Source organism: Vibrio sp. IB15 (assembly GCF_016406055.1).
GTDB classification, from domain to species: domain Bacteria; phylum Pseudomonadota; class Gammaproteobacteria; order Enterobacterales; family Vibrionaceae; genus Vibrio; species Vibrio chagasii.
Genome location: NZ_JAEFCE010000009.1, coordinates 1 through 25,701, shown reverse-complemented (window position 1 = coordinate 25,701; position 25,701 = coordinate 1). Strand labels below are relative to the sequence as shown.

26 protein-coding genes are annotated in these 25,701 nt (G+C 44.6%); 12 read left to right on the top strand and 14 right to left on the bottom strand.

The genetic code is table 11. The features are described 5' to 3' along the window. Nucleotides 1-46: 46 nt before the first annotated feature. Entirely contained in the window at nt 47-2,728 is a 2,682-nt protein-coding gene (locus JC606_RS04970; protein ID WP_198778134.1) for a hypothetical protein, read from the top strand. A 108-nt stretch (nt 2,729-2,836) separates the two neighbouring features. On the opposite strand, the gene JC606_RS04965 is transcribed toward JC606_RS04970, so the two are convergent. Then, nucleotides 2,837-3,175: a DUF1840 domain-containing protein gene (locus JC606_RS04965; RefSeq protein ID WP_004737046.1), complete on the bottom strand. Its 339-nt coding sequence runs from the start codon at nt 3,173-3,175 to the stop codon at nt 2,837-2,839. Nucleotides 3,176-3,458: 283 nt separating this feature from the next. On the opposite strand from JC606_RS04965, the gene JC606_RS04960 reads away from it, so the two are divergent. Next, complete coding sequence (locus tag JC606_RS04960) at nt 3,459-4,649, top strand: GGDEF domain-containing protein (RefSeq protein WP_198778171.1); 1,191 nt, start codon at nt 3,459-3,461, stop codon at nt 4,647-4,649. Here the strand turns inward: JC606_RS04960 and JC606_RS04955 are convergent. Then, nucleotides 4,646-4,927, bottom strand: a complete 282-nt coding sequence (locus tag JC606_RS04955) for a hypothetical protein (protein ID WP_004737044.1) — start codon at nt 4,925-4,927, stop codon at nt 4,646-4,648. The two genes, JC606_RS04960 and JC606_RS04955, sit on opposite strands and share 4 nt — an antisense overlap. 157 nt (nt 4,928-5,084) lie before the next feature. On the opposite strand from JC606_RS04955, the gene JC606_RS04950 reads away from it, so the two are divergent. Continuing rightward, the gene (locus JC606_RS04950) at nt 5,085-5,948 is read left to right on the top strand and encodes a pirin family protein (RefSeq protein WP_198778133.1); all 864 of its coding nucleotides are present in this window, start codon (nt 5,085-5,087) and stop codon (nt 5,946-5,948) included. 166 nt (nt 5,949-6,114) lie between these two features. Here JC606_RS04950 and ppnP read toward each other — a convergent pair whose 3' ends face one another. After that, nucleotides 6,115-6,396 (bottom strand): pyrimidine/purine nucleoside phosphorylase, encoded by a 282-nt coding sequence (gene ppnP, locus JC606_RS04945; RefSeq protein ID WP_004737042.1) that lies wholly within the window; start codon nt 6,394-6,396, stop codon nt 6,115-6,117. A 312-nt stretch (nt 6,397-6,708) separates the two neighbouring features. Here ppnP and JC606_RS04940 point away from each other — a divergent pair, with 312 nt between their 5' ends. Together JC606_RS04940 and JC606_RS04935 are read left to right on the top strand one after the other, a co-directional pair. Next, nucleotides 6,709-7,173 (top strand): DUF2850 domain-containing protein, encoded by a 465-nt coding sequence (locus JC606_RS04940; RefSeq protein ID WP_105023967.1) that lies wholly within the window; start codon nt 6,709-6,711, stop codon nt 7,171-7,173. A gap of 382 nt (nt 7,174-7,555) precedes the next feature. After that, complete coding sequence (locus JC606_RS04935) at nt 7,556-10,096, top strand: glycosyl hydrolase family 18 protein (protein WP_137408955.1); 2,541 nt, start codon at nt 7,556-7,558, stop codon at nt 10,094-10,096. Nucleotides 10,097-10,186: 90 nt separating this feature from the next. Here the strand turns inward: JC606_RS04935 and JC606_RS04930 are convergent, their stop codons facing one another. After that, nucleotides 10,187-11,035 carry an alpha/beta hydrolase gene (locus JC606_RS04930; protein WP_137408954.1) on the bottom strand — a complete coding sequence of 283 codons (849 nt, stop codon included), beginning with the start codon at nt 11,033-11,035 and terminating at the stop codon, nt 10,187-10,189. Between the two features lie 144 nt (nt 11,036-11,179). Beyond that, nucleotides 11,180-11,773: a TetR/AcrR family transcriptional regulator gene (locus tag JC606_RS04925; RefSeq protein ID WP_137408953.1), complete on the bottom strand. Its 594-nt coding sequence runs from the start codon at nt 11,771-11,773 to the stop codon at nt 11,180-11,182. A gap of 163 nt (nt 11,774-11,936) precedes the next feature. On the opposite strand from JC606_RS04925, the gene JC606_RS04920 reads away from it, so the two are divergent. Continuing rightward, nucleotides 11,937-12,893 carry an AEC family transporter gene (locus JC606_RS04920; protein ID WP_137408952.1) on the top strand — a complete coding sequence of 319 codons (957 nt, stop codon included), beginning with the start codon at nt 11,937-11,939 and terminating at the stop codon, nt 12,891-12,893. 122 nt (nt 12,894-13,015) lie between these two features. Beyond that, nucleotides 13,016-14,056: an acyltransferase gene (locus JC606_RS04915; RefSeq protein ID WP_137408951.1), complete on the top strand. Its 1,041-nt coding sequence runs from the start codon at nt 13,016-13,018 to the stop codon at nt 14,054-14,056. Nucleotides 14,057-14,178: 122 nt separating this feature from the next. Here the strand turns inward: JC606_RS04915 and JC606_RS04910 are convergent, their stop codons facing one another. Both JC606_RS04910 and JC606_RS04905 read right to left on the bottom strand, forming a co-directional pair. Further along, the gene (locus tag JC606_RS04910) at nt 14,179-15,057 is read right to left on the bottom strand and encodes a 6-pyruvoyl trahydropterin synthase family protein (RefSeq protein WP_137408950.1); all 879 of its coding nucleotides are present in this window, start codon (nt 15,055-15,057) and stop codon (nt 14,179-14,181) included. A 229-nt stretch (nt 15,058-15,286) separates the two neighbouring features. Then, nucleotides 15,287-16,111 (bottom strand): AraC family transcriptional regulator, encoded by an 825-nt coding sequence (locus tag JC606_RS04905; protein ID WP_137408949.1) that lies wholly within the window; start codon nt 16,109-16,111, stop codon nt 15,287-15,289. A 110-nt stretch (nt 16,112-16,221) separates the two neighbouring features. On the opposite strand from JC606_RS04905, the gene JC606_RS04900 reads away from it, so the two are divergent. Next, the gene (locus JC606_RS04900) at nt 16,222-16,698 is read left to right on the top strand and encodes a YHS domain-containing (seleno)protein (RefSeq protein WP_137408948.1); all 477 of its coding nucleotides are present in this window, start codon (nt 16,222-16,224) and stop codon (nt 16,696-16,698) included. Between the two features lie 163 nt (nt 16,699-16,861). Beyond that, the gene (locus JC606_RS04895) at nt 16,862-17,488 is read left to right on the top strand and encodes an START domain-containing protein (RefSeq protein WP_198778132.1); all 627 of its coding nucleotides are present in this window, start codon (nt 16,862-16,864) and stop codon (nt 17,486-17,488) included. Between the two features lie 34 nt (nt 17,489-17,522). Here JC606_RS04895 and JC606_RS04890 read toward each other — a convergent pair whose 3' ends face one another. The 4 genes from JC606_RS04890 to JC606_RS04875 form a co-directional block, all read right to left on the bottom strand. Further along, on the bottom strand, nt 17,523-18,053 hold the full coding sequence (locus JC606_RS04890) for a DNA mismatch repair protein (protein ID WP_137408946.1): 531 nt from the start codon (nt 18,051-18,053) through the stop codon (nt 17,523-17,525). An 8-nt stretch (nt 18,054-18,061) separates the two neighbouring features. Then, nucleotides 18,062-18,448 carry an MAPEG family protein gene (locus JC606_RS04885; protein ID WP_061032915.1) on the bottom strand — a complete coding sequence of 129 codons (387 nt, stop codon included), beginning with the start codon at nt 18,446-18,448 and terminating at the stop codon, nt 18,062-18,064. A gap of 605 nt (nt 18,449-19,053) precedes the next feature. Further along, nucleotides 19,054-19,449 (bottom strand): YjiG family protein, encoded by a 396-nt coding sequence (locus JC606_RS04880; protein ID WP_240700707.1) that lies wholly within the window; start codon nt 19,447-19,449, stop codon nt 19,054-19,056. Between the two features lie 71 nt (nt 19,450-19,520). Then, on the bottom strand, nt 19,521-20,258 hold the full coding sequence (locus tag JC606_RS04875; RefSeq protein WP_102425097.1) for a nucleoside recognition domain-containing protein: 738 nt from the start codon (nt 20,256-20,258) through the stop codon (nt 19,521-19,523). 469 nt (nt 20,259-20,727) lie between these two features. On the opposite strand from JC606_RS04875, the gene JC606_RS04870 reads away from it, so the two are divergent. Both JC606_RS04870 and nhaD read left to right on the top strand, forming a co-directional pair. Further along, nucleotides 20,728-20,898, top strand: a complete 171-nt coding sequence (locus JC606_RS04870) for a hypothetical protein (protein WP_170259340.1) — start codon at nt 20,728-20,730, stop codon at nt 20,896-20,898. Between the two features lie 214 nt (nt 20,899-21,112). After that, nucleotides 21,113-22,552, top strand: a complete 1,440-nt coding sequence (gene nhaD / locus JC606_RS04865; protein ID WP_137408944.1) for a sodium:proton antiporter NhaD — start codon at nt 21,113-21,115, stop codon at nt 22,550-22,552. An 11-nt stretch (nt 22,553-22,563) separates the two neighbouring features. Here nhaD and JC606_RS04860 read toward each other — a convergent pair whose 3' ends face one another. The 3 genes from JC606_RS04860 to JC606_RS04850 all read right to left on the bottom strand — a co-directional run bounded on the left by JC606_RS04860 (nt 22,564) and on the right by JC606_RS04850 (nt 25,006). Then, nucleotides 22,564-22,938: a hypothetical protein gene (locus JC606_RS04860; RefSeq protein ID WP_137408943.1), complete on the bottom strand. Its 375-nt coding sequence runs from the start codon at nt 22,936-22,938 to the stop codon at nt 22,564-22,566. Nucleotides 22,939-23,098: 160 nt separating this feature from the next. Beyond that, nucleotides 23,099-23,581 (bottom strand): methylated-DNA--[protein]-cysteine S-methyltransferase, encoded by a 483-nt coding sequence (locus JC606_RS04855; RefSeq protein WP_102425403.1) that lies wholly within the window; start codon nt 23,579-23,581, stop codon nt 23,099-23,101. A 48-nt stretch (nt 23,582-23,629) separates the two neighbouring features. Continuing rightward, a complete protein-coding gene (locus JC606_RS04850; RefSeq protein WP_137408942.1) occupies nt 23,630-25,006 on the bottom strand; it encodes an AlkA N-terminal domain-containing protein in 1,377 nt (458 codons plus the stop codon). Between the two features lie 238 nt (nt 25,007-25,244). Between JC606_RS04850 and JC606_RS04845 the strand changes: the two genes are divergently transcribed. Next, nucleotides 25,245-25,448, top strand: a complete 204-nt coding sequence (locus JC606_RS04845; RefSeq protein WP_008216777.1) for a hypothetical protein — start codon at nt 25,245-25,247, stop codon at nt 25,446-25,448. Nucleotides 25,449-25,701 lie beyond the last annotated feature (253 nt).

Below are 25,701 nucleotides of genomic sequence, written 5' to 3'. Positions count from 1 at the left end.
TCTAAATAGAAGACTTTTATCAATAACTCAATAAAGGAGAACTAACATGAATGGTCAACGTTCACTGTTAGCAGTGGCAATAGCCCTAGGGATAGCAGGATGTGGTAGCGATAGTTCGAATAGCCCCGCAACGGATAGTGGGGGTTCAACGGCAACAACAGCATCTCTTACTGCCAAAGCCGCAGATGGCTATCTAGTAGGTGCTAATGCATGTTTGGATCTAAACAACAACAAGGAGTGTGATAAGGATGAGCCAAATGCAGTAACCGGCGACAATGGCGAATTCACCATTGATAACTTAACTCAAGAGCAACTAGAGCAGAGCACTCTGTTAATCGAAGTGGTTGCAGGACAAACCATCGACACGGATAACCCTGGTGTTGTGTTAAGCAAAAGCTACCGCTTAACGGCTCCACCACAATCAGAGTTTATTAGCCCGTTAACCACACTCATACAAAATGAAATTGAAAGTGGCGCATCATTAGATGAAGCGAAAGCAACTATTCAAGAGAAGTTAGGGACAACGCTCGACTTAACTCAAGATTATATTGAGGCCAAAAATAACGACAAGCTAGCGGACTCACAAAAAGCAGCTTTTGAGAACCTACACCGCGTTGCTCAAGTTACGGCATCGGTCATGGCTGAGAATACTAACGCACTATCAGAAACCACAGCGTGTGCTGGTATTTCTGTAGAAGCGCTTAGGGCGTTGATCAATGAAGAAGTAACTCGAGTCTTAGATGAAGTCGTCAAAAATATTGAAGCAGCGGGAGAAAACTTCAACCCAAGCGACATTGCTGGCAGCATTAATCGCGACCACATCGCCATTGATGACTCTAACCTTGAAGATAAAATCAAAGAAAACGAAGCAAATAAAGAATCTAAGCAAGCCGACCTTGCGAAGCTGATTAAAACGGATGGCATCAATTGGTTTGGTGGTGAGAATTACACAGGCAAAGACTTGATGGTCGTCTATGGAACACTAAAAGCGAATTCCGATAACTCTGTAACCGAAACCAGTTACATTTATGACTACTTTGCAGAACAGTTTGTTGAAGTTGAAAGCACTCCTGACGCTAATGATATGGTTTTGGGTCTAAGCGGCTGGGAAACTAGCAATGACACTTTAACTAGCATCGAGCCAAATAAAGACGGCAGTATCACTCTTGAGTCTAGCAGCTCAATTTTTAATAAAGTTGCTAGTGCTAAACAGTTGGATATCAGCGGTCTTAATGTTCGCTCAATCATGGATCAAACAGATGGTGAGAACGTTTGGTCTCTAATCATGCCAGCAGGATTAAAATTCTCAGATAACACCACAGCATACAAGTTGTCAGTAGAAGACCTCTACGACAACATTTATTACTTTTATAAGGATGATTGGTGTGCAGAACACGATCCAGATCGTTACCAAGCGCTCAATAACTCGTGTAACGGAATAAGTGCCTTTAAGAATGGCAGCGATACATGGTTAGCAACTTTAGCATCAACCGTAGCTGAAGATGAGTCAGATCGTCATGACACTGCATATAACAACCATGCAGATCTAATTCCAATGGCAGGAATAGAGGGTGCTGAAATATTTGCACAGCTTCTGCCTAACGGTACCGTGGTTTATTATTCGAGAGCCTGGGAGCTAGACTCTACATTCTCCAGATTATCAGAACTGGGGTCGTGGGAAGATCAATCAGTGAATGGCGAGGTATTACGTCAAGTAACAATTCCTGAATCCATCCACTCGCAAACCACATGGTCAAATTATCAAAGACAGGATAACTCCGCTTACTTATCTGTTTTCGATAGATTTGTGCGTATAACCTACAAAGAACATAAAGAGGTTGATAGTGAGGCCTATATCTTTGATGAAGCAACTAAACAGTTCATTTTAGATAACGCATTAACGCCACAGCCTCTGCATCCTCTAAATCTGCAGGCTTGTCTTGACTCGCTACCAGATGCAGGGTTCGCACCTGCAACCAATGACGACACGGTATACGATGTACAGCGCACACCTATGTGGGAAGAAGATCCTGTTACCGAAAATCTAACTTATGAGTTTACCTATCTTGGGGATACATTTTCTTGGCTGAATGACGTTACGTTAGTCACTGGACTTCCAAGTTGGATTTCTGACCTAGAGGGTAGTCTAGAAAAAACACGTATCGATATTAAAGATTCGGAAGGTGTTTTAATAGGGTATGAGTATTCATATAGCTCTGAAGGTCACTATCTAGGTCAAGAAGGCTTTAACTCTGATGACTCGTTAGGTTGGGGGTCAGCGAAAGCAGTATTACCTCTAGCGGTTGCTGATAACCAAAAAATCATCAATCAAACGATAGACTTTGGAACGTCAACTAACGCCCCACTCACCTCTCAGTTCGATTATTGGTGGGACGAAGATAGCAGTGAGATAATCGAAATAGAGTATCCTGGGTTAAGAACCGTTTCTGTAGAAACATCATTGGATGAAATCATTTATGCGAACCCTAGCTATCTATCCTCTTTCGATTACCAGCAAGCCTACGTAGGTAAAGAGGAAATCACAGTGCCTGCAAGTGCTTTGGTAGCATGTAAAGTAACAAGTAAGACACAATTCGTAGATTATGGACCTACTGATACTCAAACTACCTGGCTTACTAACCGAGGCTCCATCAAGTCTATTAAAGAGGAACAATCTTGGGGTATGTCGATTGTAATGGAGGCAAAAAGCTTACCTTCTATTCAGTAATCGATAAGTAATAAGAACAAGCCAATATTTTATTGGCTTGTTCTTTTTTACAAACCACACTTTGCACCCGACACAGAAACTGATTCACAAGATGTGGTGTAAAGACCTCTACAAACGCTTACCGCTGCCATCTTCCCACATCACTTCACACTCTTCTTTAATGGCTGCTTTTAATAGTTCTACCAACGGAAATGCTCGGCTGCCAATGTTTACTGGCGCTTCGACAACTTCATCTTCATTGTCGTCATCCGTATCGCCTTGCTCTACAGCTTGATTTTGCTCCGCAGCTATTGCAGTGCGCAGGTTATTCAATGCTTGGGGAACTTCTGAAGCATCGATCGCTCCTGGGATCTTGCCACTATGTCCGAGCATTTTAATAAACTGAAGGCCTACTTCACCAAACATCGTGACGCTTGCGTGCGCCTTGCAACTGAACGTGATTAACATAATTGGTCCCTTGATAACTCAATAGTAAAAGAACTATGTGGAGTAAATTGTTGGAAAGCAAGCACATAATCGCTCGCTTGCTTTTGGCGAGCTGCACCACCAGTGACATTTATCACCATTTAGAATGCGTTAATCAACCTTTCATATGAAATCTTGATAATAGTCACATTAAATGATCACCGAAGTTTCCGCATAGCCCATTATTTAATCTAGTATTAATACCATTATCAAAATTAGTGGCACAAATCACATGAACAGGCTTGTAGGAAGGCACCTTGAAGAGATGGCGGATCTCCGCTCTACGCGAAAACAAAAAATCGTCTACTCCTTTTCACTGACTGCTGCCGCGCTCTTTATCTTTTACACATGGGCTTACTTTCAGGGGCAACACTATACGCTGTCCATGTTTGAACTGTGCTTCGCCTTTATCGCTATCGCCAACGCGATTTATGTAAGAAAAGTCTACAACCCTGAGTACTCAGAGCTAATTCTCAGCTGTGTACTGCTTGTGCAAGGCGTCATCCTATTTTTATACAGCTATGCCATTCCCGACCGCATACTTTGGCTCTATCCAATTTTGGCCGCCGTTATTTTCATCAACGACTTCAGAATTGGTGTCATCCTAAGCACCTCTTTTTGTCTATTCATAAGTACGCTGATCACTGCATTGCCTAGCAATTTTTCTCTACCTTTTAACAGCACACATCGCTTTATTCTTAGCTTGTTTACTATGAGCTTGGTGTGCCATACCTCGGCTTACTACTACACCAAAGCAGTAAGTTATATACAGCGCTTGTATAAAGAAGGGATCGAAGACTTAGCTTACCGAGACCAACTCACAGGGTTAGCAAATCGATGGAGCTTTGAACGTTGGGCTATTGAAAAAATCACAACCGTTGATAGTGAGCGATCACTTACTGCATTGGTTTTTTTAGATATCGATGATTTTAAAGGCATCAATGACAGTTATGGACACGATGTGGGCGACAGTGTGCTGCAGCACTTTGCGAATCGCTTGAGCAACAATATTCGAACTCGAGATCGAAAAAGTCACGAATACGACTATTCGATTGCGCGTTTTGCAGGCGATGAGTTTGTATTAATGCTCTACGATATCCCGACGCGAAAAGACCTCGACGGAATCCTAGACCGGATCTGTGGTTTATTCGAAAGCGGCTGCCAAACAAATGAAAGAATAAAAGAACTAACGCTCAGTGTTGGTGTGTCTTTGTATCCACAAGACGCGCAAGACTTACATGAGTTAACGAGATGTGCGGATAAAGCCATGTATGTTGCCAAGCATTCAGGCAAGAACCGATACGCTTATTATCACGACAACCCTGTTTCTCCCCTGATAGAAGAGTGTCCGATAGACAGCATCCATGCAGAAGCCGAATCGTCTAAACATGAAGAGGATGTTCAAACTAACGTAGAAGGGAACAATGTAACGTTACTAAAAACTCGCCAGCGTTAGCCAGCCATATACATGGCCCATAAGCTGACAAGACCAATAACAATAATCCAAACCACTTGCCGAACTCGGCTTCGGTTTTCCCATTTAGATCTGGTGACGGTTTTCAGCGCGGATTCCTTTGCCGAATGCACAAAAGGCGCTTCAACTTCACGCTTTTTGATGCGACGTTTCACCGCGTTATTCGCAACCTCAGTAAAACGTTGACCTTGATCTGTCGTAAAGTCATTTTCAAAGCCCATTCGACCGTGCCTTTCGCCATGTTTTTGTTGTACTGCCATAGCGGCCTCCTTGGCGGTCTACCCTATATTGAGTGTAGACTTAATTTCATATTGTTACCTGTTCAAAATTTTCGAATAAGTCACTCAACGTAGCACCATCTTCTTTATAAATTAAATTCCATACACTAACCCTATTCAAGCTTACGAGGGTTTCAATATGTCGAATGTAAGAACCGTAGAACATGTAATCTCAGCCCATGCCACGTCCGATGGCGATGGGGTTAAAATCCAAAGAGTTGCTGGTTTTAATAACAAACGCTTCTCTCCATTTTTGATGATTGATGAACTCAAATCAGATGAGAGCAAAGACTATGTTGGCGGCTTCCCTCCCCACCCTCACCGTGGGATAGAGACACTCACCTATATGCTGCAAGGTCACTTTCAGCATAAAGACCACATGGGCAATGTCGGAGAGCTTCGCAGTGGTGGGGCGCAATGGATGGCTGCAGGCCGTGGCGTTATTCACAGTGAAATGCCGATGATGGAGGAAGGTGCACTTCATGGCTTTCAGATTTGGATCAATCAACCTGCCAAAGACAAAATGAAGCCAGCGCAATACCATGACTTCCAAAGCGAAACTATTACTGAACACCAAAGTGAGCAGGGTGGTTTACTAAGAGTCATTGCCGGAGGATTTGAATTACTTAATCCTGTCACTGATACTTTAAAGATACAAGGACCACTACAACAAACGGGCGTGCCACTGAGTGTTTCAGATTGGCGAGCAAGCATTGGGCAACAAATCTCGCTAAGCACTAACGCTAGTCATAATGCCATGACTTATGTGCACAAGGGCAGCCTTAAAATTGGTGAAAAGATCATAAGCCAAGGTCAACTGGCGTTCCTAACAAGCGCTGAAGTACTGTCTTTAGAAAGCCAAGAGGATTCCGGTGCGCTTATCTTTGTCGGAGAGCCAATCGATGAACCGGTTGTACATTATGGTCCATTTGTCATGAACTCTATGGAAGAGATTGAACAAACCATTCAAGACTATAACAGCGGCGTATTTGAAACTTATTAGTGTTTGGTTCGGACTTTTGAAGGATTGAGAAGATAACAACGAATTTGGTCGTCGATTTGATGACTGTAAACAAGTGACACTATCCACTGCCGGTTATTATCACTTATTTAACCACGCTCTTAGAGCGTGGTTTTTTCTTATTGGAGAGAAGCTAGCTCACTTCTCCCTAAAGGTACTCACATAGGTAAGCCGTTGCTTCTTTTACTTGCAGGTCGAAAGAAGATTCGCCCGCAACGTCAAAAGATTCTCCAGATCGGTATGTAGTCCAGTCGTCATCGCCAACACGCTTTACAATCAGAGCGCCTTTAACCACTGTCATCTTTTCAGGAGCAGCCGTACCGAAGGTATATTCGCCAGCCGCCATCACACCAACACTCACATCAGCGCCAGATTGATTAAACGCTAACGATTTAACGCCACCTTCAAAGTATGTGTTTTCTTTAATCATTGTACTTCCTTGTTGTCTTTAAATTGCAGTTATTTGGCTCAACGAATAAGCCTACCTGTAGACTTAGGTGATAATTGTTTTAACCAATTCGCGACTTTCCTACAAGAAATAAATACGCATAACTTAAGATTTACTGACAGCAACTTCCATTGATGACATAAATATTGGTGGTAATACTCAAAGAAACATCAAAGCAAGCCTATTTATCGTAACATTGGATCTTGCTTCTAACTCTTTTACCAATCTTTGCAAACAAAGATTTTAATTTATAGACTCAAAGACGGTACAAGCAAAAAAAGAAACGAAGAGATAATGGCAAAAAAGCCCACTAAAAGCAGAGATATATTTGCCAACTCACTACTCTACGGCTTTCTATTAGCTGGTTTTATGATTGCCGTCACCGCTGGTTATTTTGCTTATCAAGCCCACCAAAAGTCTGTCAGCCCAAGTAACGTACATGGTAATTGGATTGAGATTGGTGCTCCACCATACGATACCGACATCCTAACCCTTTCTGAAAAAGGGGTAATGATCAATCATCGCCTTATCACCACTTCGTTTGAGTTTGACGGTAAAATCGTCACGATAAATACAGGCTCTGGACCAAGGGTTTACACCATTAGTGGTACCTACGATTCACCTCGCCTAAAGCGACTGGAGCCAAGCACACCTGCCCAGCAATTTATTAAAGAAGGCTTTGAGCATACCGCTACCGGTGATAATCACAGTGTCATGCAACAAAGAAGAGCGTCATTAGCTGAGCAATTCAAAAAATAGCCTTCAGTAGCCCCAATTACTCCGTCAACACTCTTTAAGCTTCCCATCTACTCGCCACTAATTCGAGATCTTGCTTCAACGTCACGATATTTTCATGCAGCTAGTCGCATTTTTACATAACTTCATGTCGTACAATTTCACATATGAGATTTTCATGCTAGGTGACATTTCATTTTATAAAACATGGACTCGACCTCTCACTCACTAAGCAACAAATTTGTAACAAGATACAATTTTTTAGTTGTCCATCGAAAACAGATTTATTTTCAGTTATGAAATTAAAACTCTCTCGAATACTGACTGGGAAGCTCCTTCAAAAGTGATCGGAGCAACTTATGAGGCCATTTGGTTCTCGTAACCTTCAAGGAATGAGAGAAATAGTATGATTCGTTTTAATACCTGTGCTGCGAGCATTGCTCTAGCGCTATCTGGTACAGCATTAGCTGCTCCAACAGCACCTAGCATCGACATGTACGGTTCCAACAACCTACAGTTTTCTAAAATTGAACTCGCGATGGAAACCACTTCTGGCTACAACCAGATGGTTAAGTATCAAGACAAAGCAAAGGTCGACGTTAAGTTTAACCAGTGGAGCGGAACGTCAGGAAACACGTACAACATCTACTTTGATGGCGTTAAAGTTGCGACCGGTCCAATCACTGGCAGCCAAACTACAGCTTCATTCGAATACGGTCAGGGTGGCTTGTTTGATATGGAGATCGAAGCGTGTGACGAAACGGGTTGTAGCAAGAGTGCACCCGCTAAGATCACTATCGCCGATACGGATGGTGCACACTTAGCACCACTAGCAATGAACATTGATCCAAACAACAAGTCATACAATACAGACCCAAACACAGTAGTGGGTACTTACTTTGTTGAATGGGGTATCTATGGCCGTGATTACACCGTCGACAACCTACCCGCTGATAACTTGACCCATATCCTTTATGGCTTCATCCCAATTTGTGGTCCTAACGAATCAGTGAAATCGGTTGGCGGTAACAGCTACAACGCACTCATGACGGCATGTCAGGGCGTCAACGATTACGAAGTGGTAATTCATGACCCATGGGCAGCTTTCCAGAAAAGTTTCCCTCAAGCAGGTCACGAATACAGCTCACCAATCAAGGGCAACTATGCAATGATGATGGCGCTCAAGCAGCGTAATCCTGATCTGAAAATCATCCCTTCAATTGGCGGTTGGACCCTGTCAGACCCATTCTTCGATTTCACCACCAAAGCCAACCGTGACACCTTCGTAGCATCGGTCAAGAAGTTCCTAAATACATGGAAATTCTATGACGGCGTAGATATCGATTGGGAATTCCCAGGCGGCGGCGGTGCTGCGCCAGAACTTGGTGACCCAGTAAATGATGGCCCTGCTTATATCGCACTGATGGCAGAACTGCGCGCAATGCTTGATGAGTTAGAAGCAGAAAATGGTCGTACTTACGAACTCACATCAGCGATCGGTGTTGGTCACGACAAAATTGAGGATGTGGATTACGGTGATGCGATCCAGTACATGGACTACATCTTTGCGATGACTTACGACTTCTATGGCGGTTGGAACAACGTGTTAGGTCACCAGACAGCATTAAATTGCGGTAACTTCATGCGTCCTGGTCAGTGTGATGGCTCTGGCATTGATGAAAATGGCAAACCATACACAGGCCCTGCTTACACCACTGACAACGGTATCCAATTATTGCTTCAGCAAGGTGTTCCAGCTAACAAGCTTGTCGTAGGTACAGCAATGTACGGTCGTGGTTGGGAAGGCGTACTACCATCAACACTCTCTGACCCAAGCGACCCTATGACAGGTGTCGGTAATGGCAAACTGAAAGGCAGCACTGCACAAGGTGTATGGGAAGATGGCGTTATCGACTACAAAGGCATTAAAGCGAACATGCTTGGCGCCAACAACCAAGGCATTAATGGCTTCGAATATGGCTACGACGAAATGGCAGAAGCGCCATACGTTTGGAACCGTACTTCAGGTCAGTTGATCACGTTTGATGACGACCGCTCGGTTAAAGCAAAAGGTGCGTACGTGCGTAGCCTTGGTCTTGCGGGTCTGTTCTCTTGGGAAATTGATGCGGATAACGGCGATATCCTGAATGCAATGCACGAGGGTTTAGCAGGTGGCACTACAGAACCTGTGAACAAGAAACCAACCGCATCAGCAGGTGCAGACCAATCTGTTGAAGGCCCTGCTTCTGTTTCTCTAGATGGCAGCGCTTCAAAAGACAGTGATGGCACAATTGCTAGTTACGCTTGGTCTCAAGTGGGCGGTATAGCAGTAACACTGGCTAACGCGAATGCCGTGGTTGCAAGCTTCGATGTTGTTGAAGTCGTTCAGCAAGAAACACTGACCTTCAGCCTAACGGTAACGGACAACGAAGGCGCAACGTCAACGGACACGGTTGTTGTAACGGTCAATCCAAAAGATACAGGTCCAGTTAACACAGCACCAGTTGCAGTGGTTACGGCTCCGGCTGAAGTCAATGCGGGTGATGTTGTGGTCGTGGATGCATCTGCGTCTAGCGATGTCGATCAAGACACACTAACCTTCACATGGGACGTACCTGCAGGTATCGATGCAACAGTACAAGGCGCTTCAGTAAGCTTTGTTGCAGCAGAATACACGCAAGACACTATTCTGAACTTCTCTGTGACCGTGAGTGACGGTACAGATTCATCAGTCGCAGCTGCATCAGTGAAAGTACTTAAGAAAACCACAGACGGCGGTACATGTACTAACGCTTGGGATTCAAGTGCAGTCTACACTGGCGGCGACCAAGTGACTCAAGCTGGTAAGGTTTGGGAAGCGAAATGGTGGACCAAAGGTGATGACCCAGTTAACTCAGGTGAATGGGGTGTATGGAAAGAAGTTGGCCCAGCAAACTGTGCTAACTAAAAATAGGTTTTAGCTAAATACTCACTAAACACCTAAAAGCAAAGGCCAACTAGAAATGTCTGGTTGGCCTTTTTGTTGTTTTTTCTGAACCTAGCTAATCAAGGTATCAAAACTCTCAAATACCTGAGGGCACTTCATCACTCGACCATGGCCCTGCCCTTGAGTAGCAATCAAGGTAACGCGATCCATTTCATTCGCTGCACGCTGTGACACATCAAACTTGGTAAACTTGTCTTGCTCATCATGCACAATGATTGTCTGAGACTGACGCAGCGCGAGCTTGCCATAGGGATCGACAGACTGGATTGGGTAATTAAACTGTTCTTCTACTTCTCCCACTACCGCCTCAAACAACTTCATTGAGTACCCTGAACGAGCAACGCTGCCGAACAGGTTATCGAGGTAATCCAATACAGGTGCAATCAGCAACAATGGTTTGTTTTCCAATTTAACGTGCTTACATTCCAACGCAGAAGCGGTACCCATGCTGTGACCAACTAAGCCTGCCACTTCACCCACCGAGTCAAGAATCGCCTCAAGGCCGTTCACAAACGCCGGAATATGACCATGCACGCCATCGCTGCCGCCATGCGCCGGGTGATCGTAAGCCAGAGCGGTAAAACCTTTAGCTGCGATGTGTTCCATCAAAGGAAAGAGCTGACTCGCAGTCCCTGACCAACCATGAGTTAATACCCAAACTGGCCCAGTACCTAGAGAGTAAGTTTTAAGAACGCCATCGCGGCCTTTAATTTCGCTCTTGATCAACCCTTGTGGATCAGCATTTTTCTGCTCGGTACGCATTGGCGTGAGCAATAACTTACGCGCTGTTTTCTTTGCATGGCTCGGCGCTAAGATGTAGTGCAGGTTGGTTGTTGCACCAATCAGGCTGCGCTTGACGCTGAATTTGTTCGATGTATTAAAGTAGATTTTGTCACTCATGACTATTCCTTGTATCGCCATCTTCATTGGCGGATCGAGCTCGGCCAGAAAAACGAACGACCGTGCTATTTGTTAGTATAAAAAATGGGGCAAAGCTGTGTACACGTGCTTGCCGCCACTTCTCTTAAAATTGTTAGACGCGAGTTAAGCCGCTTTCCAGCTAGCGATTAAGCGCTCTACACCGCTCCAAAAATGCGTGTGGCTCGCTTGTTGGCCTCGTAACGAGTAAAACAAGTTCGCGCTCAGATAGAGACCATATAGCTCAAAAGTTGCCTGTTTTGGATCTAAGTCGGGTCTAAACTGCTGACTCTCAACCGCTTTTGCTACCTGAATCGTCAAGTAGTCAATCCAAACCGAAATGGTTTTCTGCAGCGCTTTCTGAATCACAGACGTTTCACTACCAGCATCTTTCCACGCATCAATAAACATGCAGCTACCTTGAAACGAATGGTTCCAACCCAGCCAGTTATCGAGCAACTGTTTTAACTTCGCTTCAATGTCAGCATCACCAAGCTCTCTTGCTGGAATGATGACTCGCTCGGTGAATATAGCGTTGGAATATTCGAGTACAGAGAGCTGCAGGTTCTCCTTAGAGTTGAAGTGCGCAAACAGGCCACTCTTAGACATGCCACACTGTTTGGCTAATTCGCCAATCGTCAAACTCTCAAGCCCGTTTTCACTCGCAAGTGCGAATGCATGACTCAAAATATACTCTTTGGTTATCTTTCCTTTACTCATTATTCACCAAGGATAAATCTGATACGTTATTTTTAGCACGTTCGTTCTTTTTTTCAAAGATTTTTACTTATCTATTGGGATTCAATTTCTCTTCTCAAAGAATTGTGGAAAAATGCGACAGTATTCAAAGGATATTGAAGTTGGCTAAGTTTAAGGAAAAATAATGAACACACTTTGGGAACAGTTTGCGTTTTCGGCGTCAGTAACAGGCCCTATTTGTTTGATGTTGTTTCTTGGTGTGATGCTCAAGCGAATTGGCTTAATCAATGACAACTTCATTGATGTCGCCTCTAAAATTGTTTTTCAAATCACCTTACCTGCAATGCTGTTCTTGAGTATTGTTCAGTCCGAACATGACTTCTCTGCAAGCAGTACCTTAGTACTATTTGCTTTAGCCGCTAATTTCGCCTTTTTCTTAATTGCTACTCTATCCACCAAGTTATTGTTTAAAGAGTCGAAGGACCAAGGCGTTATCATCCAAGGTGGGTTTCGGGCGAATACTGGCATCATAGGTTTAGCGTATGTCGCCAATATCTACGGCAACCAAGGCGTGGCACTGGCTGCTATCTATGTTGCATCTATTACAGTGCTCTACAACATTCAAGCGGTGATTACCCTAACTCCTAAAGGCACAGACACCGGCGATAAAGCCATTCAAGCAATCGCCAAATCAATAACCAAGAACCCTCTGATTATCGCCATTTTCCTCGGTGTTTTCTGTTACGCATTGTCTATTCCAATCCCTAAGATGGTCACTGACGCTGGGCAATACTTGGCAAAAATGACATTGCCTTTGGCTTTACTTTGTACAGGTGGTTCATTGGATATCAGCTCTCTCAAACAAGAGAAACTCGCGACTTGGTTTTCCTCAAGTTACCGACTCATTGTTTCACCCTTGCTTATTACTTTAGCAGCACTGGTCTTGGGCTTTGAAGGGCTCGATCTTGGTCTTATTTTCCTGATGAGTGCAGCGCCAACCGCAGCCGCGAGTTACGTCATGGCACGTGCAATGGGTGGGAATGCAACGCTCGCTGCCAATATTATCGCACTCACAACAATGGGCTCGCTTATCACTTGTACGCTTGGCATCTTTGCACTTACTGCAATGGGTTTACTATAGCTGCGACAGGCTTCAAAGAATCTAGACGTGCCTTCATATAAAGGTCGCAACCCTTGATTTAGCGCTAACTGGCTCAACAGAAAGGCTGCTAGATTCTACGAAAATTTTCTTAGAGATCTGATATGTCTTCCGTTCAAAATACGCCTTCACAACGCATCGCCAGTATCGAGTTGGGTCGAGTGATTGCTATCTTGGCGATCATTGGCTTACATGGCCAAATGGCCCTTACTTATTGGCAAATCAATGACGTGCCATGGATTGGTTACATTCTTAATCAAGCCGCGCGCTTTGCAGTACCTCTGTTCTTTCTAATTTCAGGTTATCTGATTCAACCTAAGCTCGTCTCATCTCCTTGGGAGACCGTCATCAATTACTCGAAACCACTGCTTAAAGTTTGGTTGGCATGGAGCATCATTTGCTTAGTGATGCCATTCAACCTCGCTAGGGTTGAAGAGCTCGGTTATCTGGGCGAACGCCAAGGCTACTGGGGCTTTCTGATGAGCACACCGCTCAACTCTTTCTTAGAGGGTGGTTTAGTGCATTTATGGTTTATCCCAGCTTTAGTCTTCGCAGTTTTGATCATCGCTTTGATGGTTGAGATGAAGCTCGATAAGCTTTTATTGCCTCTCGCAGCTGGACTCTACATCTACGGTGTTTTAGCGGGAAGTTATACAAGCCTGACTGGACTGGAAGCACCTTTCTTTACCCGTAACGGCCCGTTCTTCAGCACATTGATGGTCACCTTGGGTTTTCTTATTCGTCAGTATCAATGGAAAGTGTCGTCGGCTAAGGCGCTAGGATTAATATTGTTAGGCATGGGCATTCATTTTGCTGAAGCAGCATGGCTGTCTAAATTCGACATCGCATTCAACATCCATGATTTCTTGTTTGGTACTGCGCTATGGGGAATGGGCACGTTTATGTGGCTTCTAGCCAATCCAAACGTGGGCAATTATGGATGGGTTCGTGCTATCTCAAATCGCATGTTGGGTATCTACGTTAGTCACCTATTAATCATCATCTTGCTGTTCAATGTCTGCGGTGTATTGGGCATTACGGAGCTAGCAAAAGACCTAACCGTATTCTTTGGCACCGTATTACTCAGCTTTGGGTTAGTCGTTGCGATTGAGAAAAGCCCACTGCGACACGTACTGCTTCGTTAGCACCAAAAAAATCGCGCTAATAACCTTCTCGGTTTAACTAGCCACAAAAAAGAAAGGCAAGATAACTTAGTATCTTGCCTTTTTTGTTCTGATAGAAAGTGAACTTGCGTCACCGTGAGGTGTTATCGGAACGCCATCGCGCCTTTACCTACACCTTCATAAGCCACAATTTGTAGTGATTGGTTTTCTACCAAACTTGGAGCAACTTGATCTGCAATATAGCCTGCCAGTAATTCCACCGTGGTATCCGTTGGCAAGATCTCTGTTTCACTCTTAGCAATCGCTAACTCAAACTCACCTTGTGGGGCCATGTAACTAAAACCATAGTGGCTTTCGTCATTCACACTCTTGGCATGCTCGCTTAGGTTTAATGATGAAACAGAAACTTGGTCTTCTTTAGAACCTAGATAGATGTCTTCCCAACGCTTAGCAAACTCTAGCTCACGTTGTTCATCACGCTGACCGTCAACCACAATTTCAACCGGAGAACGGTGGCCATGCGCGATACGCTGACAGTTACCATCATGCTTTTTCAAACCATGGGTATAGTGGTAGAACGCACCATTAATGTTCTCGTGGCGAAGGGTGATCTCTAACCCTGTGACGTTGCTTGGAAGGTTATCGCGAAGAATGTCATAAACGTGTGCGGTCACGCTCTCGATTGTGATCGCCTCTGCATCAACCAGACAGTAAGCTTCATCAGGGCAGTGCAAGTGAAGACTCTTATCACCACGCAATACATCGACTTTTGCGTAGCCCGGTTTACTTGCTTGATGCACGATCGCTGCATTTTTCATTGGTAGCAGTAAACGGTGATCGACATGCTGATCAACAAGGTTTTTGATCTGTTTTTTGACTCTGCTAAAGTCTAAAACCATGCTCATTTCATTCAGTTCACCAGACATGGTGACATCTAAAATCCAACTATCTCCTACGACCCCTCTGTGTTCACAGATGTATGAAGAATCGATAACGGTAAGGTCTCTTACAAATAGGTTCAAGTGGAACTCCTTAGTGCTTTAATGAGATACGGGAGGCTGAATAATGTTCAGCAGGCACTTCGTCTCATTGATGTCTGATAAAATAGGACGGGCAGGATGTTACAACAAGCTTATAAAGTCCACCTTTTTACACCGTCATTCGAGAAATGAACAAACTACGCTCAATTTCCGCTAAAACATAGGCCAGTCTCATGCTAATAGCCATATTGCAGGTAGGGTTGCAAGCGCTTCACGTTACATTTTGCTTTAGCCATAAACGCGGCGACATTCCCGCGACATGCTGGAAAGCTCGCGAAAATCCAGAATAACTGTTGTACCCCACTTCATCCGCGACCCAGTTGATGGGCTTGTTTTGCAACAGCAACGATTGAGCCACAGACACACGCCACTTTTGGACATAATCACCCGGAGTTTCGCCCACCTCGCGCTTAAATGCTTCGATGAACTGAGTTCGAGACATCGCCGCCAATGAAGCCATTTTCTCTATCGAAAAGTGTCGAGCTGGCATTAGGTGAATGGCGGTCACTACCGGAGCAAGTCGTGGGTGAGCAAGCGCAGAAAATACGCCTTGATCGATTTGCTGTTGTTCAATGAGATGGCGGAAAATCAAAGCCATTAGCGCGTCACTCAACTTATCCATTAAGTATTGCTGGTCTGATAACTCTTGGTTCGATTCTCGAAACAGCACCTCAATCACCGGCATAAGGTTAGGTGCGTCTTCAAACGGAATCACGATCACGTCAGGAAGAGCAGACAATAGAGGATTCATTTGCCCTGAACGGTATTCCACACTCGCACACACAACTTCTGCACCGTCTCCAACCCCTTCAATCGCGTGTGGTGTGCTATTGGGTAAGTAGATGATACAAGGCTGAGAGAGCTTCCTGTGTTCCATACTAGAGCTCGATAGAGTCAACTCACCGGCACTCAATACATGAAGGTGCCCTTCTTTACCCTGTTGCGCGTTGAATGACGATACCCCACACAAGTTCCCAGAATAGAAAACACCGGTGCGTATCGAGAAGTGTTCCATCAACTGTGACAGCAGATCCATGCATCCTCCGAACGATTCGCTTACTTTTTAGTTCTTTTGTCCCTCTATAGACCGGACCAGTCGGCTAATTTATTTCATACAAGTTAACTAACACTGACAAGGAACTTGATATGTCACATTTAAAATCGACCAGTCAAAAAATCACTCTTACAGCCGCGTTACTAGGCGCGAGCTTTTCAATAATGGCTGCTGACCTTGATATGAGCGTTGATAGTAACGACCTCGCGATTAAAGGCTACGACCCGGTTGCTTATTTCGACAGTAAAGGGCCAGTGAAAGGCACGTCAGAATTCACCGCAACGTACAAAAATGCCATTTATCAGTTTGTGAGCAGTGAAAACCGAGACCAATTCCGCGCCGATCCACAAGCCTATGCGCCTCAATATGGTGGGTACTGCGCCTTTGGTGTGGCAATGGGTAAGAAGTTTGAAACCGATCCACAAGCTTGGAAAATAGAAGATGGAAAGTTATATCTGAACTTAGACAAGTCAGTACAAAAGCGTTGGTTGGAGAACACACAAGAGTTCATTCAAGATGCCGACAACAATTGGACCACTATAAAAACGGTTGAGGCCTATAAGCTCTAGATAAATTGCCACTATCCTCCCTTCTATAAACGGAAGACCCTCTGCCTTCCGTTTTTCCCAATATCAAATAACCATATTCAATACGCAGCATCTTACGACGCGAACCCAACCTATTTTTATTCTATACTCATGGCAGATAAGCTTTTCATTTCATGGAAGAATAATGATATTACCTAGGATTATGGTAGTTGGACTCTGTCTATTTTCAGCGCTTTCTTACGCGACTCCGTGGCAGTTCGTCAAAAGCGAAAACGGCATCACCATTCATAAACGTAACCATGGAAATGGTCTTGTTGAAGTTCGAGCGCAAATGCAGGTCGAAACCAGTTATTCAGGCTTTCTCTTATTGTTGGAAGACAGCGATAACGTACAGAATTGGATCGACAATGTGTCGCACAGTGAAGTGTTAATGCAAATATCTAACAATGAGAATATCGTCTACACCCAGTTCAAAGCCCCTTGGCCTGCTCGAGACCGAGATATGGTGACGTATTCGAAATATGAAGTAGAAGACGGTCAATTCACCCTAACCATTAAAGATGCATCTAATTACTTGGCTAAAGAGTCGGGGTATATTCGAATCAACGAGGTCGATGCGCTATGGGTTTTGCAGCCTCTAACCAATGGCCTGACCCACATCACCTATACGGCATATGCGAATGCGGGTGGTATTTTGCCTGACTGGTTAATGAATCGCTTATCAGCTAACAATGCATTCAGTACCTTCAAAAAGCTTAAAGACCAGCTTCCAAAGTACCAAGGGCAACAGCACCCTAACCTGGGCCAATAACTCGACATCAGGTCTGGCTTAAGGCATGCGACGGTTAATTTCGTCTCGCCAGGTCACGCGCAAGGATCAATGCTAAGCCAAAGATCTGAAGAAAGAGCGCAATATTTTTATAGAGGGTCATCTGCTCTTCAAGAGCTTGGAGGCGTTCAGATAAGGTTAGATTATCAAGGTAGAAGTCATCGATACGTGTACGTTGTGATTGCTGAGCTTGGTTTATCAACATCATGATCTGAGAAAGGTTTTCGACGGTAATCTCTGGGACTTTGCCACTGACCCACGCACCAAGCTGACCACGCATTGCTTCTTCTAATTCCGGTGTCACCGCCGAATTTGAAGAGGTACTGATATCCATGTGCAACAACATAGATTCACGCTTACGTTCTAAGGTTTCAATCGTATTCCAAGCCAACTGAATCGAGTATACATTGCCCTGTTGACGCTCTCGATACTGAGCTTGTTCAACCACCATTTTGTCGAGCACTAGGCTCGACACAACAATAGCCAGAATATTCAGCACTAACCCTGTTAATACAATCATCCATGGTGGAGGGAGGCGTAACGCCATGCGTGTCCTTATATAAGCTTATCAAAAGGAAGATAAATCAAGTTTAGAACAACTAAAGACACCATGCTGGCAAAGGTCAAATACATGCCTTGCTTTCTTCCCTTCAGACTACGAGCAAGGATGCTTTTCCCATGAATAATACGACCAGCAACAAAAGCAACACCAATAACGTGGATCAGCCATACATTGGCGCCGTTGAACTCGAGCAACGCCATCAGTATCACGGTAATCGGAATATAGTCCATAGCATTACTTTGAGCGGAACGAGCCACTTGTAACGATTCAACACCACCATCTGCGTGTGCCACTTGATTCTTTCTTCTTTGCTTAATCACTTCAATAGAAAGCCATAACATGACCAAAGTGAGCAACGAAGCATATAACGCTGTAACCATTATCATTTCCTACTGGTTAGTTTATTCGGCGGACTACCTCAACGTATCTGTATTCAGCAAACAAAGAGCATTCACGCCCGCACATGTGTAAGAGATCTCTCACAACAAACGTAAGAGATTACAACCAAGCTTCGCAGAAAAATCCTAGATTACAAACCCAAGCCCTTGTTTTGTATGAGTCCGCACAGTTTTTCTTAGCTTTGCCTTCAGATTATTTGCTTGAGGTAGATTGTGGGAGAAGCCTCCAGAGTGTTTAATATACGTGTCGACAGGGAGTTGGCAGGAACAGGAAAAAGCCTAATGGATTAGGTATCTTCAGGATGAAGATTTGATGACTTAGGATGAGTTATCAGCAAGGAAGTTATTGCTCTAGGATAGAGTCACTTGTCAGGATGATGAGTTTGCAAGGACACCGCTAGGAAGGCGATGGATTGGATAGGTTAAAGGATTTAGCCACGTCAAGGAACGATGCAAGGAGCACCAGTTACCTATTGAAAGATAAGTAACGCGCAGTAGCAGGATGGCTACAAAAAGAATATACCCCGTTTGGTGAAAGCCAAACGGGGTTTCCTTTTTCTAACGCCCAAGAAACTTCAAAAGCTAGGCTACAGAATAATGTTCATTAGGAACATCGCACCAAACGCATTCAACACTGAAATAGCGATCATCACTGGAATGTAACGGCCTTCAGTACCAATTGGTCCCATGATACGGCCCATGTACTGAACCTGTGAGCCCATCAAGTAAATAGCTGGCGCTAAGATCGCAATATGATTGCCATTCAAGATACCTTGGTCAAACAGCGTGATGACCACACCCACTGCACCGCCCATCGACATCCACGCACCGATCAATACTGCAGCGGCTTCACCCGGCAAACCAAACACCGCCATGATTGGAGCAAACACACTGCCCATCAGATCCAACGCACCCGTAATCTGCAATGCTTTGATGATTACAAACGCCATCAGAACGTTTGGCACTGTCGAGGTGGTCGCAATAACCTAGCCTTTCTTAGCACCTTCAACGAAAATATCAGTCACCATTGGTTTCTTTGCTTTCACTTCGCTCATTATGCTACTTCCTCTTCCAGTTTTTGTTCTTTGTCTGATTTTGGTTTGTCTTCTTTGCCTTCAGTAATATTGAGGTAGATACGGAACAGGTTGGCACCGACAAACTTAAAGATGAACATCACCGCCACAGCAAGACCAATAGATGATGTTACCGCGAGAGAACCGTCCATTGCGGTTAGAGTAAATAGCACAGCGCCAGACGAGAAGAAGTTAACGATCGCCGCACCTGCTGTGAATTGGAACATGGTAAAGACATCAGTTTCGCGCTTGGTTAGATGCCCTTCATCTTTAAGCTGACGTGTCATCGCGGCACCTGCATCGGTACTTTGTAAAGAAGCGATCAGTGCCAAGCCTGAGTTACCAGGAATACCCATAAGAGGACGAAGTAGTGGAGTAAGCAGTTTACGAGCCGCATCTAGCGCACCGTAGTGCTCAAGTACGTTGATCATACCCAAAGCAAACATCACGGTCGGAATAAGTGTCAAAGCAAAAATGAAACCGTCACGAGCACCACTACCGCCTTTACCACGCAAAGAGGTGGTTGCCGCTTGGATACCATCGGCGGATTCACTCACATCGTAAGCCACTTTACCGAATGAACCGTTAAGCGTCGTAAAATCGAATACGCCATACCATTCATTGGACTGCATTAAGCCGGAAAAAAACACAACCGCGAAGGCGAGTGCGATGTAACTACCGATCGTGACTTTACGATCGGTTTTCGCTGGATTAGTCATAAGGACCTCTATACATCTGGTTTATGTGGAACAGAACACGCATAGATAGTGCAAACTAATGAGCAACAGGTTACTGACCAAAATCAAATAGCGTATGACTTTGAATGTAAGTTCATCAGCAACATACAAAACTAAATAGAATTTGCTGCAACAACGCAACCGAAAATACACAGATACGATACAAAAATCAGCGCTAAACCGATAACCACCTGCCCAATCCAATTTCTGATATTTACGTAAGAGATCTCCTACATTACTTTTCCTGATAGATTTAAAGTAAAACAAAATCAAGCACTTAACATGCAACCTTCCTTGGAAAAGTTAACTGCTTCATTGTGGTTGATTAGGTTTCAATCCGCCCTCAATCGATGAGCCACTTTATAAAGGATTTGAGCTTAATTCGAAATTCCAGACTTAAGAGGTGCTATAGACTTCGCGCAGCCAATATAGAAGGAAAATGGTGATAAAGATGGAAATGAGAACACTCAAATATCAGGTAATGGGCAAAGGCACGTGGATCACAGCCACGGTATCTCGCGCAGTTGCGGACCAACTTGCGATGGAGTATCAATCCTATGGCTGGCCTGTTGAGATATGTGCTGCAGAACAAACAATGACGTTTGATCGCAATGCTGCATAATATTGGCGACACAGAATAAGCTCTATCGGCCCTAAATCCGGTAGGGCTTTTTCTTTATCCGCTTCCACATGTAAGACCATATTTCGTTTGCATCACAGTCTCTTGCATCCCCTGTAATCGGTTGAATTATTAAGATATCTATCACACTCCATGTGGTTATTTAGGTCTACGCTTTTACGCGTGTTAATAACTTATTAACTTTGGAGCGTAATCCATGCTAGGTATCCAGCTTTCTGTTGTCCTCTCTTTGCTGTTTTTTTCTACGGTAGCAAGTGCCGCCACTTCTCAGTTGGGAGAACCACTCAAGCTCACTAGCTCATTTGCTGGCTACTTATCACTGACCATTTTCGTTGTCGCCTACATCGTGGTGATGATGGAAGAGTATCTAAAACTCCGAAAATCTAAACCCGTTCTGCTAGCTGCTGGTCTGATTTGGATCATCATCGGTTTCACATACCAAGAACACAATCTGACTGAGGTCGCGAAACAAGCACTCGAACACAACTTATTGGAATATGCCGAGCTGCTACTCTTCCTACTCGTCGCCATGACCTACATCAGCGCTATGGAAGAACGAAGACTGTTTGATGCGCTGCAAGCCTGGATGGTCGGTAAAGGCTTTAATTTTCGTTCGCTGTTTTGGTTGACCGGCATTCTAGCGTTTTTTATTTCTCCGATTGCCGACAACCTCACCACCGCTCTGCTGATGTGCGCCGTGGTGCTTAAAGTAGCGGGTTCGAATCCTAAGTTCGTTAACCTTGCTTGTGTAAATATCGTTATTGCCGCCAACGCTGGCGGCGCATTCAGTCCATTTGGTGACATCACAACCCTAATGGTGTGGCAGGCTGGCTATGTTAGCTTCAGCGAATTCCTCCCGTTATTTATCCCTTCCGTAATGAACTATGTAGTCCCTGCGGTAATCATGTCTTACTTTGTACCCACCACCCAGCCCGACACGGTACATCAACACGTTGAACTCAAGCGTGGCGCAAGACGAATCGTGTTCTTATTTATCATGACTATCGCGACCGCAGTTGCTTTCCACGCTGTACTGCACTTCCCTCCAGTGATGGGGATGATGATGGGGCTCGCTTACCTACAGTTCTTCGGATACTTCTTACGTAAAACTCTGCCCAATTCGCTGGCGAAGAAAAAAGCAGTGGCCATTGCCAATAATGACGAAGGTGCGTTAAAACGACTCGGGTCTGTGGTGCCGTTTGATGTATTTCGAAGAGTGTCTCACGCAGAGTGGGATACATTATTGTTCTTCTACGGTGTGGTAATGTGTGTGGGCGGTTTGAGCTTGCTCGGATATTTAGAGCTGGCTTCGATTTTGATGTACAGCCAGTGGGACCCAATTTTTGCCAACATTATGGTGGGCATCTTATCTGCGATTGTCGATAACATTCCAGTGATGTTTGCTGTGCTATCGATGGAGCCACAAATGTCGATGGGGAACTGGTTACTGATTACCTTAACCGCTGGAGTTGGGGGGAGCTTGTTATCGATTGGTAGTGCTGCTGGTGTGGCCTTAATGGGCGCGGCGCATGGTAAATACACCTTCTTTGGACACCTAAAGTGGATGCCAGTCATCATGGTTGGCTACGCCGTCAGCATCGCGGCTCACTTATGGCTTAATGGTGGGTTATTCTAGTTAGATGAGCCTTATTGCTGCGGGGTTTCGACTCGTGTCCAGACGTTGCTCAATTGCATCGCCGGGCATTGGTTGCAAGTGAACACCTCTCCTTGACGTTGAATTCTCATCACCAAATTAGAATCCGTTCGGCTGCTTCCTGAATTCAGCTCAATGGTTATCAAATCGTCTTCAACGCTGTAGCTACGCGTCACTGTGTTATCCGTTACCTGATAAGTAACTTGCCCCGACTCAAAAAGCAAATAGCTGTCGTTATCAGTACTTTCATACATACCTTTAAATAGAACTAACTGTGGAACTTCAAAAGGGTGACTGGTATCGCTTAAACAACCTGTCAGTAACAGCGTACTACTGCAACTGAGTAAGAAAGGGATTTGACTATTCATTTGGGCATCCTTGCCTAGAGAACATGATTAAAGAATATGCAACCAAATATGTATTTTCCAGAAAGTGACGATTTTATTGCAAAGTCACACTTTTAAGGTCCCTAGGCTAAGTTCAACATTGCGAGGCATCACTTAACCCAATAACCAATAACCAAGCGATCTATTCTTGGCCAATTCCCTCAATCGCCAACAAGCGCTGTTTACGCTCTACTCCACCCGCGTAACCCGTCAACTTGCCATTTTTACCAATAACTCGATGACACGGAATAATCACTGATACCGGGTTCTTGCCATTGGCTAACCCCACAGCTCGCACCGCTTTGGGATTACCGATCGCGTCGGCTAACTGAGCATAGCTCCACGTTTCTCCGTAAGGAATAGTAGTCAGTGCGTGCCAAACCGATTGCTGAAACGGAGTGCCTTTGGCAGCGATCGGTACATCAAACTGAACAGCTTCTCCTGCAAAATAACGATCGAGCTGGTCTTTAACCGATTGGAAAATCGGAAAGCTATCTTCTTGTGTACCTAAGTCTTCCGGTTTCGTTGTGTGTGTTTCAAACCAAACTCCGAGTAAGCCTTGCTCATTCGCCTGCAGAGTCACAGTGCCTAACGGGCTGTCATAATATGTAAAACGGTTCGCCATGATTGCTCCTAACTTTGTATTGCGGACGTTCGCAAGTTACTCTTTCTATTAAGACTGATTCCAACAGTGGAACGTAGCGTAACTGCCCCACGGTGAAACACTCTCTATATTGATAGCCGGTCGGTGCTCGATAAACTTCTTCACCACTAAATCACCCACTAGCAAATGATTCGGCTCACTCAAGCCACGAAGTAATGCGTATTGTATGGTCCAAGGGCCAATGCCTTTTAGGTCAATCCATTTGGTAGGGTGCTCGGCTTGGTTGTCGACCATGTATTCGGCAAAACGTTTTAGGGTTTCCTTTCGGCTTCCCGGCATTCTTAAGAAAGTTACATCCGCCTCAGCTATTTGCTTTGGAGTCGGAAAGTAAGTTTCCTCGTCTGCACCAGAAAGCTCTCTAACCAACAGGTTCAGCTGACCAATCGCCGCAGTGACCGAAACTTGCTGACCGAGGATCGCCCTAACTCCGGCCTCCCAAGCACTCCACACCCCTGGGATACGAATGCCACTTCTGGCGACTAAGTTAGGATCTATCGTCGCAAAAAAGGCTTCAACTTTAGCGATGTCGACATCAAGGTCGAACATACGTCGAATATGGGCAATAAAACTTCGCAGCTGATTGATATCATCCAACTCAAACTCAATATCCAAGCTATTATCTTTGACTAAGGTCGCCTTGAACCAGCCCTTCGAGCCATTCACCTTCACCGTACGTTGGTAATAGTCCTCGCCGACCTCTTCTATTCCCTCAATCATTCTTCGTCGATAAAAGTCCAGCAAATGACTCCAATCTAATGGACCATGAAAAGTCAGTTGGACGTGATTACTCAGACTGTCATCAGGTTTGGCTCGTCGAATCTGACTGGGTGAAAGCTTCAGCTCCTTTTGAAAGGCATCATTGAAACGACGCGTACTATTAAACCCACTCGCAAAGCCGACATCTGTGATGCTCATACTGCTGGTATGCAGTAACTGCTTGGCAAACATCAACTGGCTGTACAGGCTATATTGCTTGGGCGACACGCCAATGTAAGTATCGAATAGGGTTCGCAAATACCGATCGGATATCCCTAAACGTGCTGCAAGATCGGTGATTGAGCCTGAACTCAATGCGCCGTTATCGATCAGCTGCATCGCTCTAAGAAAAGTGGTTTCAACCCCTTTCCATGCTGGTGAGAAAGGCGCACTGTCTGGTCGACAGCGTAAGCAAGGTCGGTAGCCTGCTTTTAATGCCTGAGCCTGATGAGAGAAATATTCGACATTCTCTTCTTTCGGTGGTGTTGCAGGGCAGATAGGGCGACAGAAAATCCCCGTCGTTTTTACCGCAGTGAAGAACATACCATCAAAACGCGCGTCTCGCGCATAGCGAGCTAAGTGGCACTGCTCATTAGTTAACGTACTGTTGTGATGGATTTTTTTCGACATACTCTATTCTTCCCTTTGGCCATAATTTTGGCTCCGATAACAAAAAGTTTACCGTGAATAACCACTGTCGCTAGCCACTTTCGGAACTGAAGGTTAGATAAATCACAAAAAAGGGTTTTATTTTTATCCAATTCGACTAAATTTAATCAAGAGAAGTCAATCTTCTCACAACGTCAAACGATAGGTACTTAGCACGCCAAAGATGCAGAGACCTATCGAATATAAAAAGGAAAAGGCTATGGTTCTTCACACGTGTCGTATTGTTTTATCAAACCAACAGGTTCTCACCAGTCAATCAGTCGAGCAATCACTCGGCTTTCTTGAAGAAAAAGCGGATCATGGGATTACTAAAATTGAGATAGACGCAACGGACGGACACACCATCCATTCGTACATGTCACACTCTCTTGAAGAGTCTATTGAAAACCTAATGAACCTATAAGTGTCCTGATAAATCTCTACGTGTTCTCACGCGATAGAAATAGGGTTACGCGTACCAGGCTTAAACAGTTTTCCGACTTAGAGCTTTTTCTAAATTGGGCAATATGAATATATCTGGTTTAAACAAAAAAATGGCTCCCCAACTGGGCTGTCTCTTGATCACAAGTCTGGTTAATCAAGAGACTTGGCGAGTTCATACCCTTCAAGGATGGTTTGTAACCTAAGCCATCCTTGCCATAACGTCTTTATAGAAG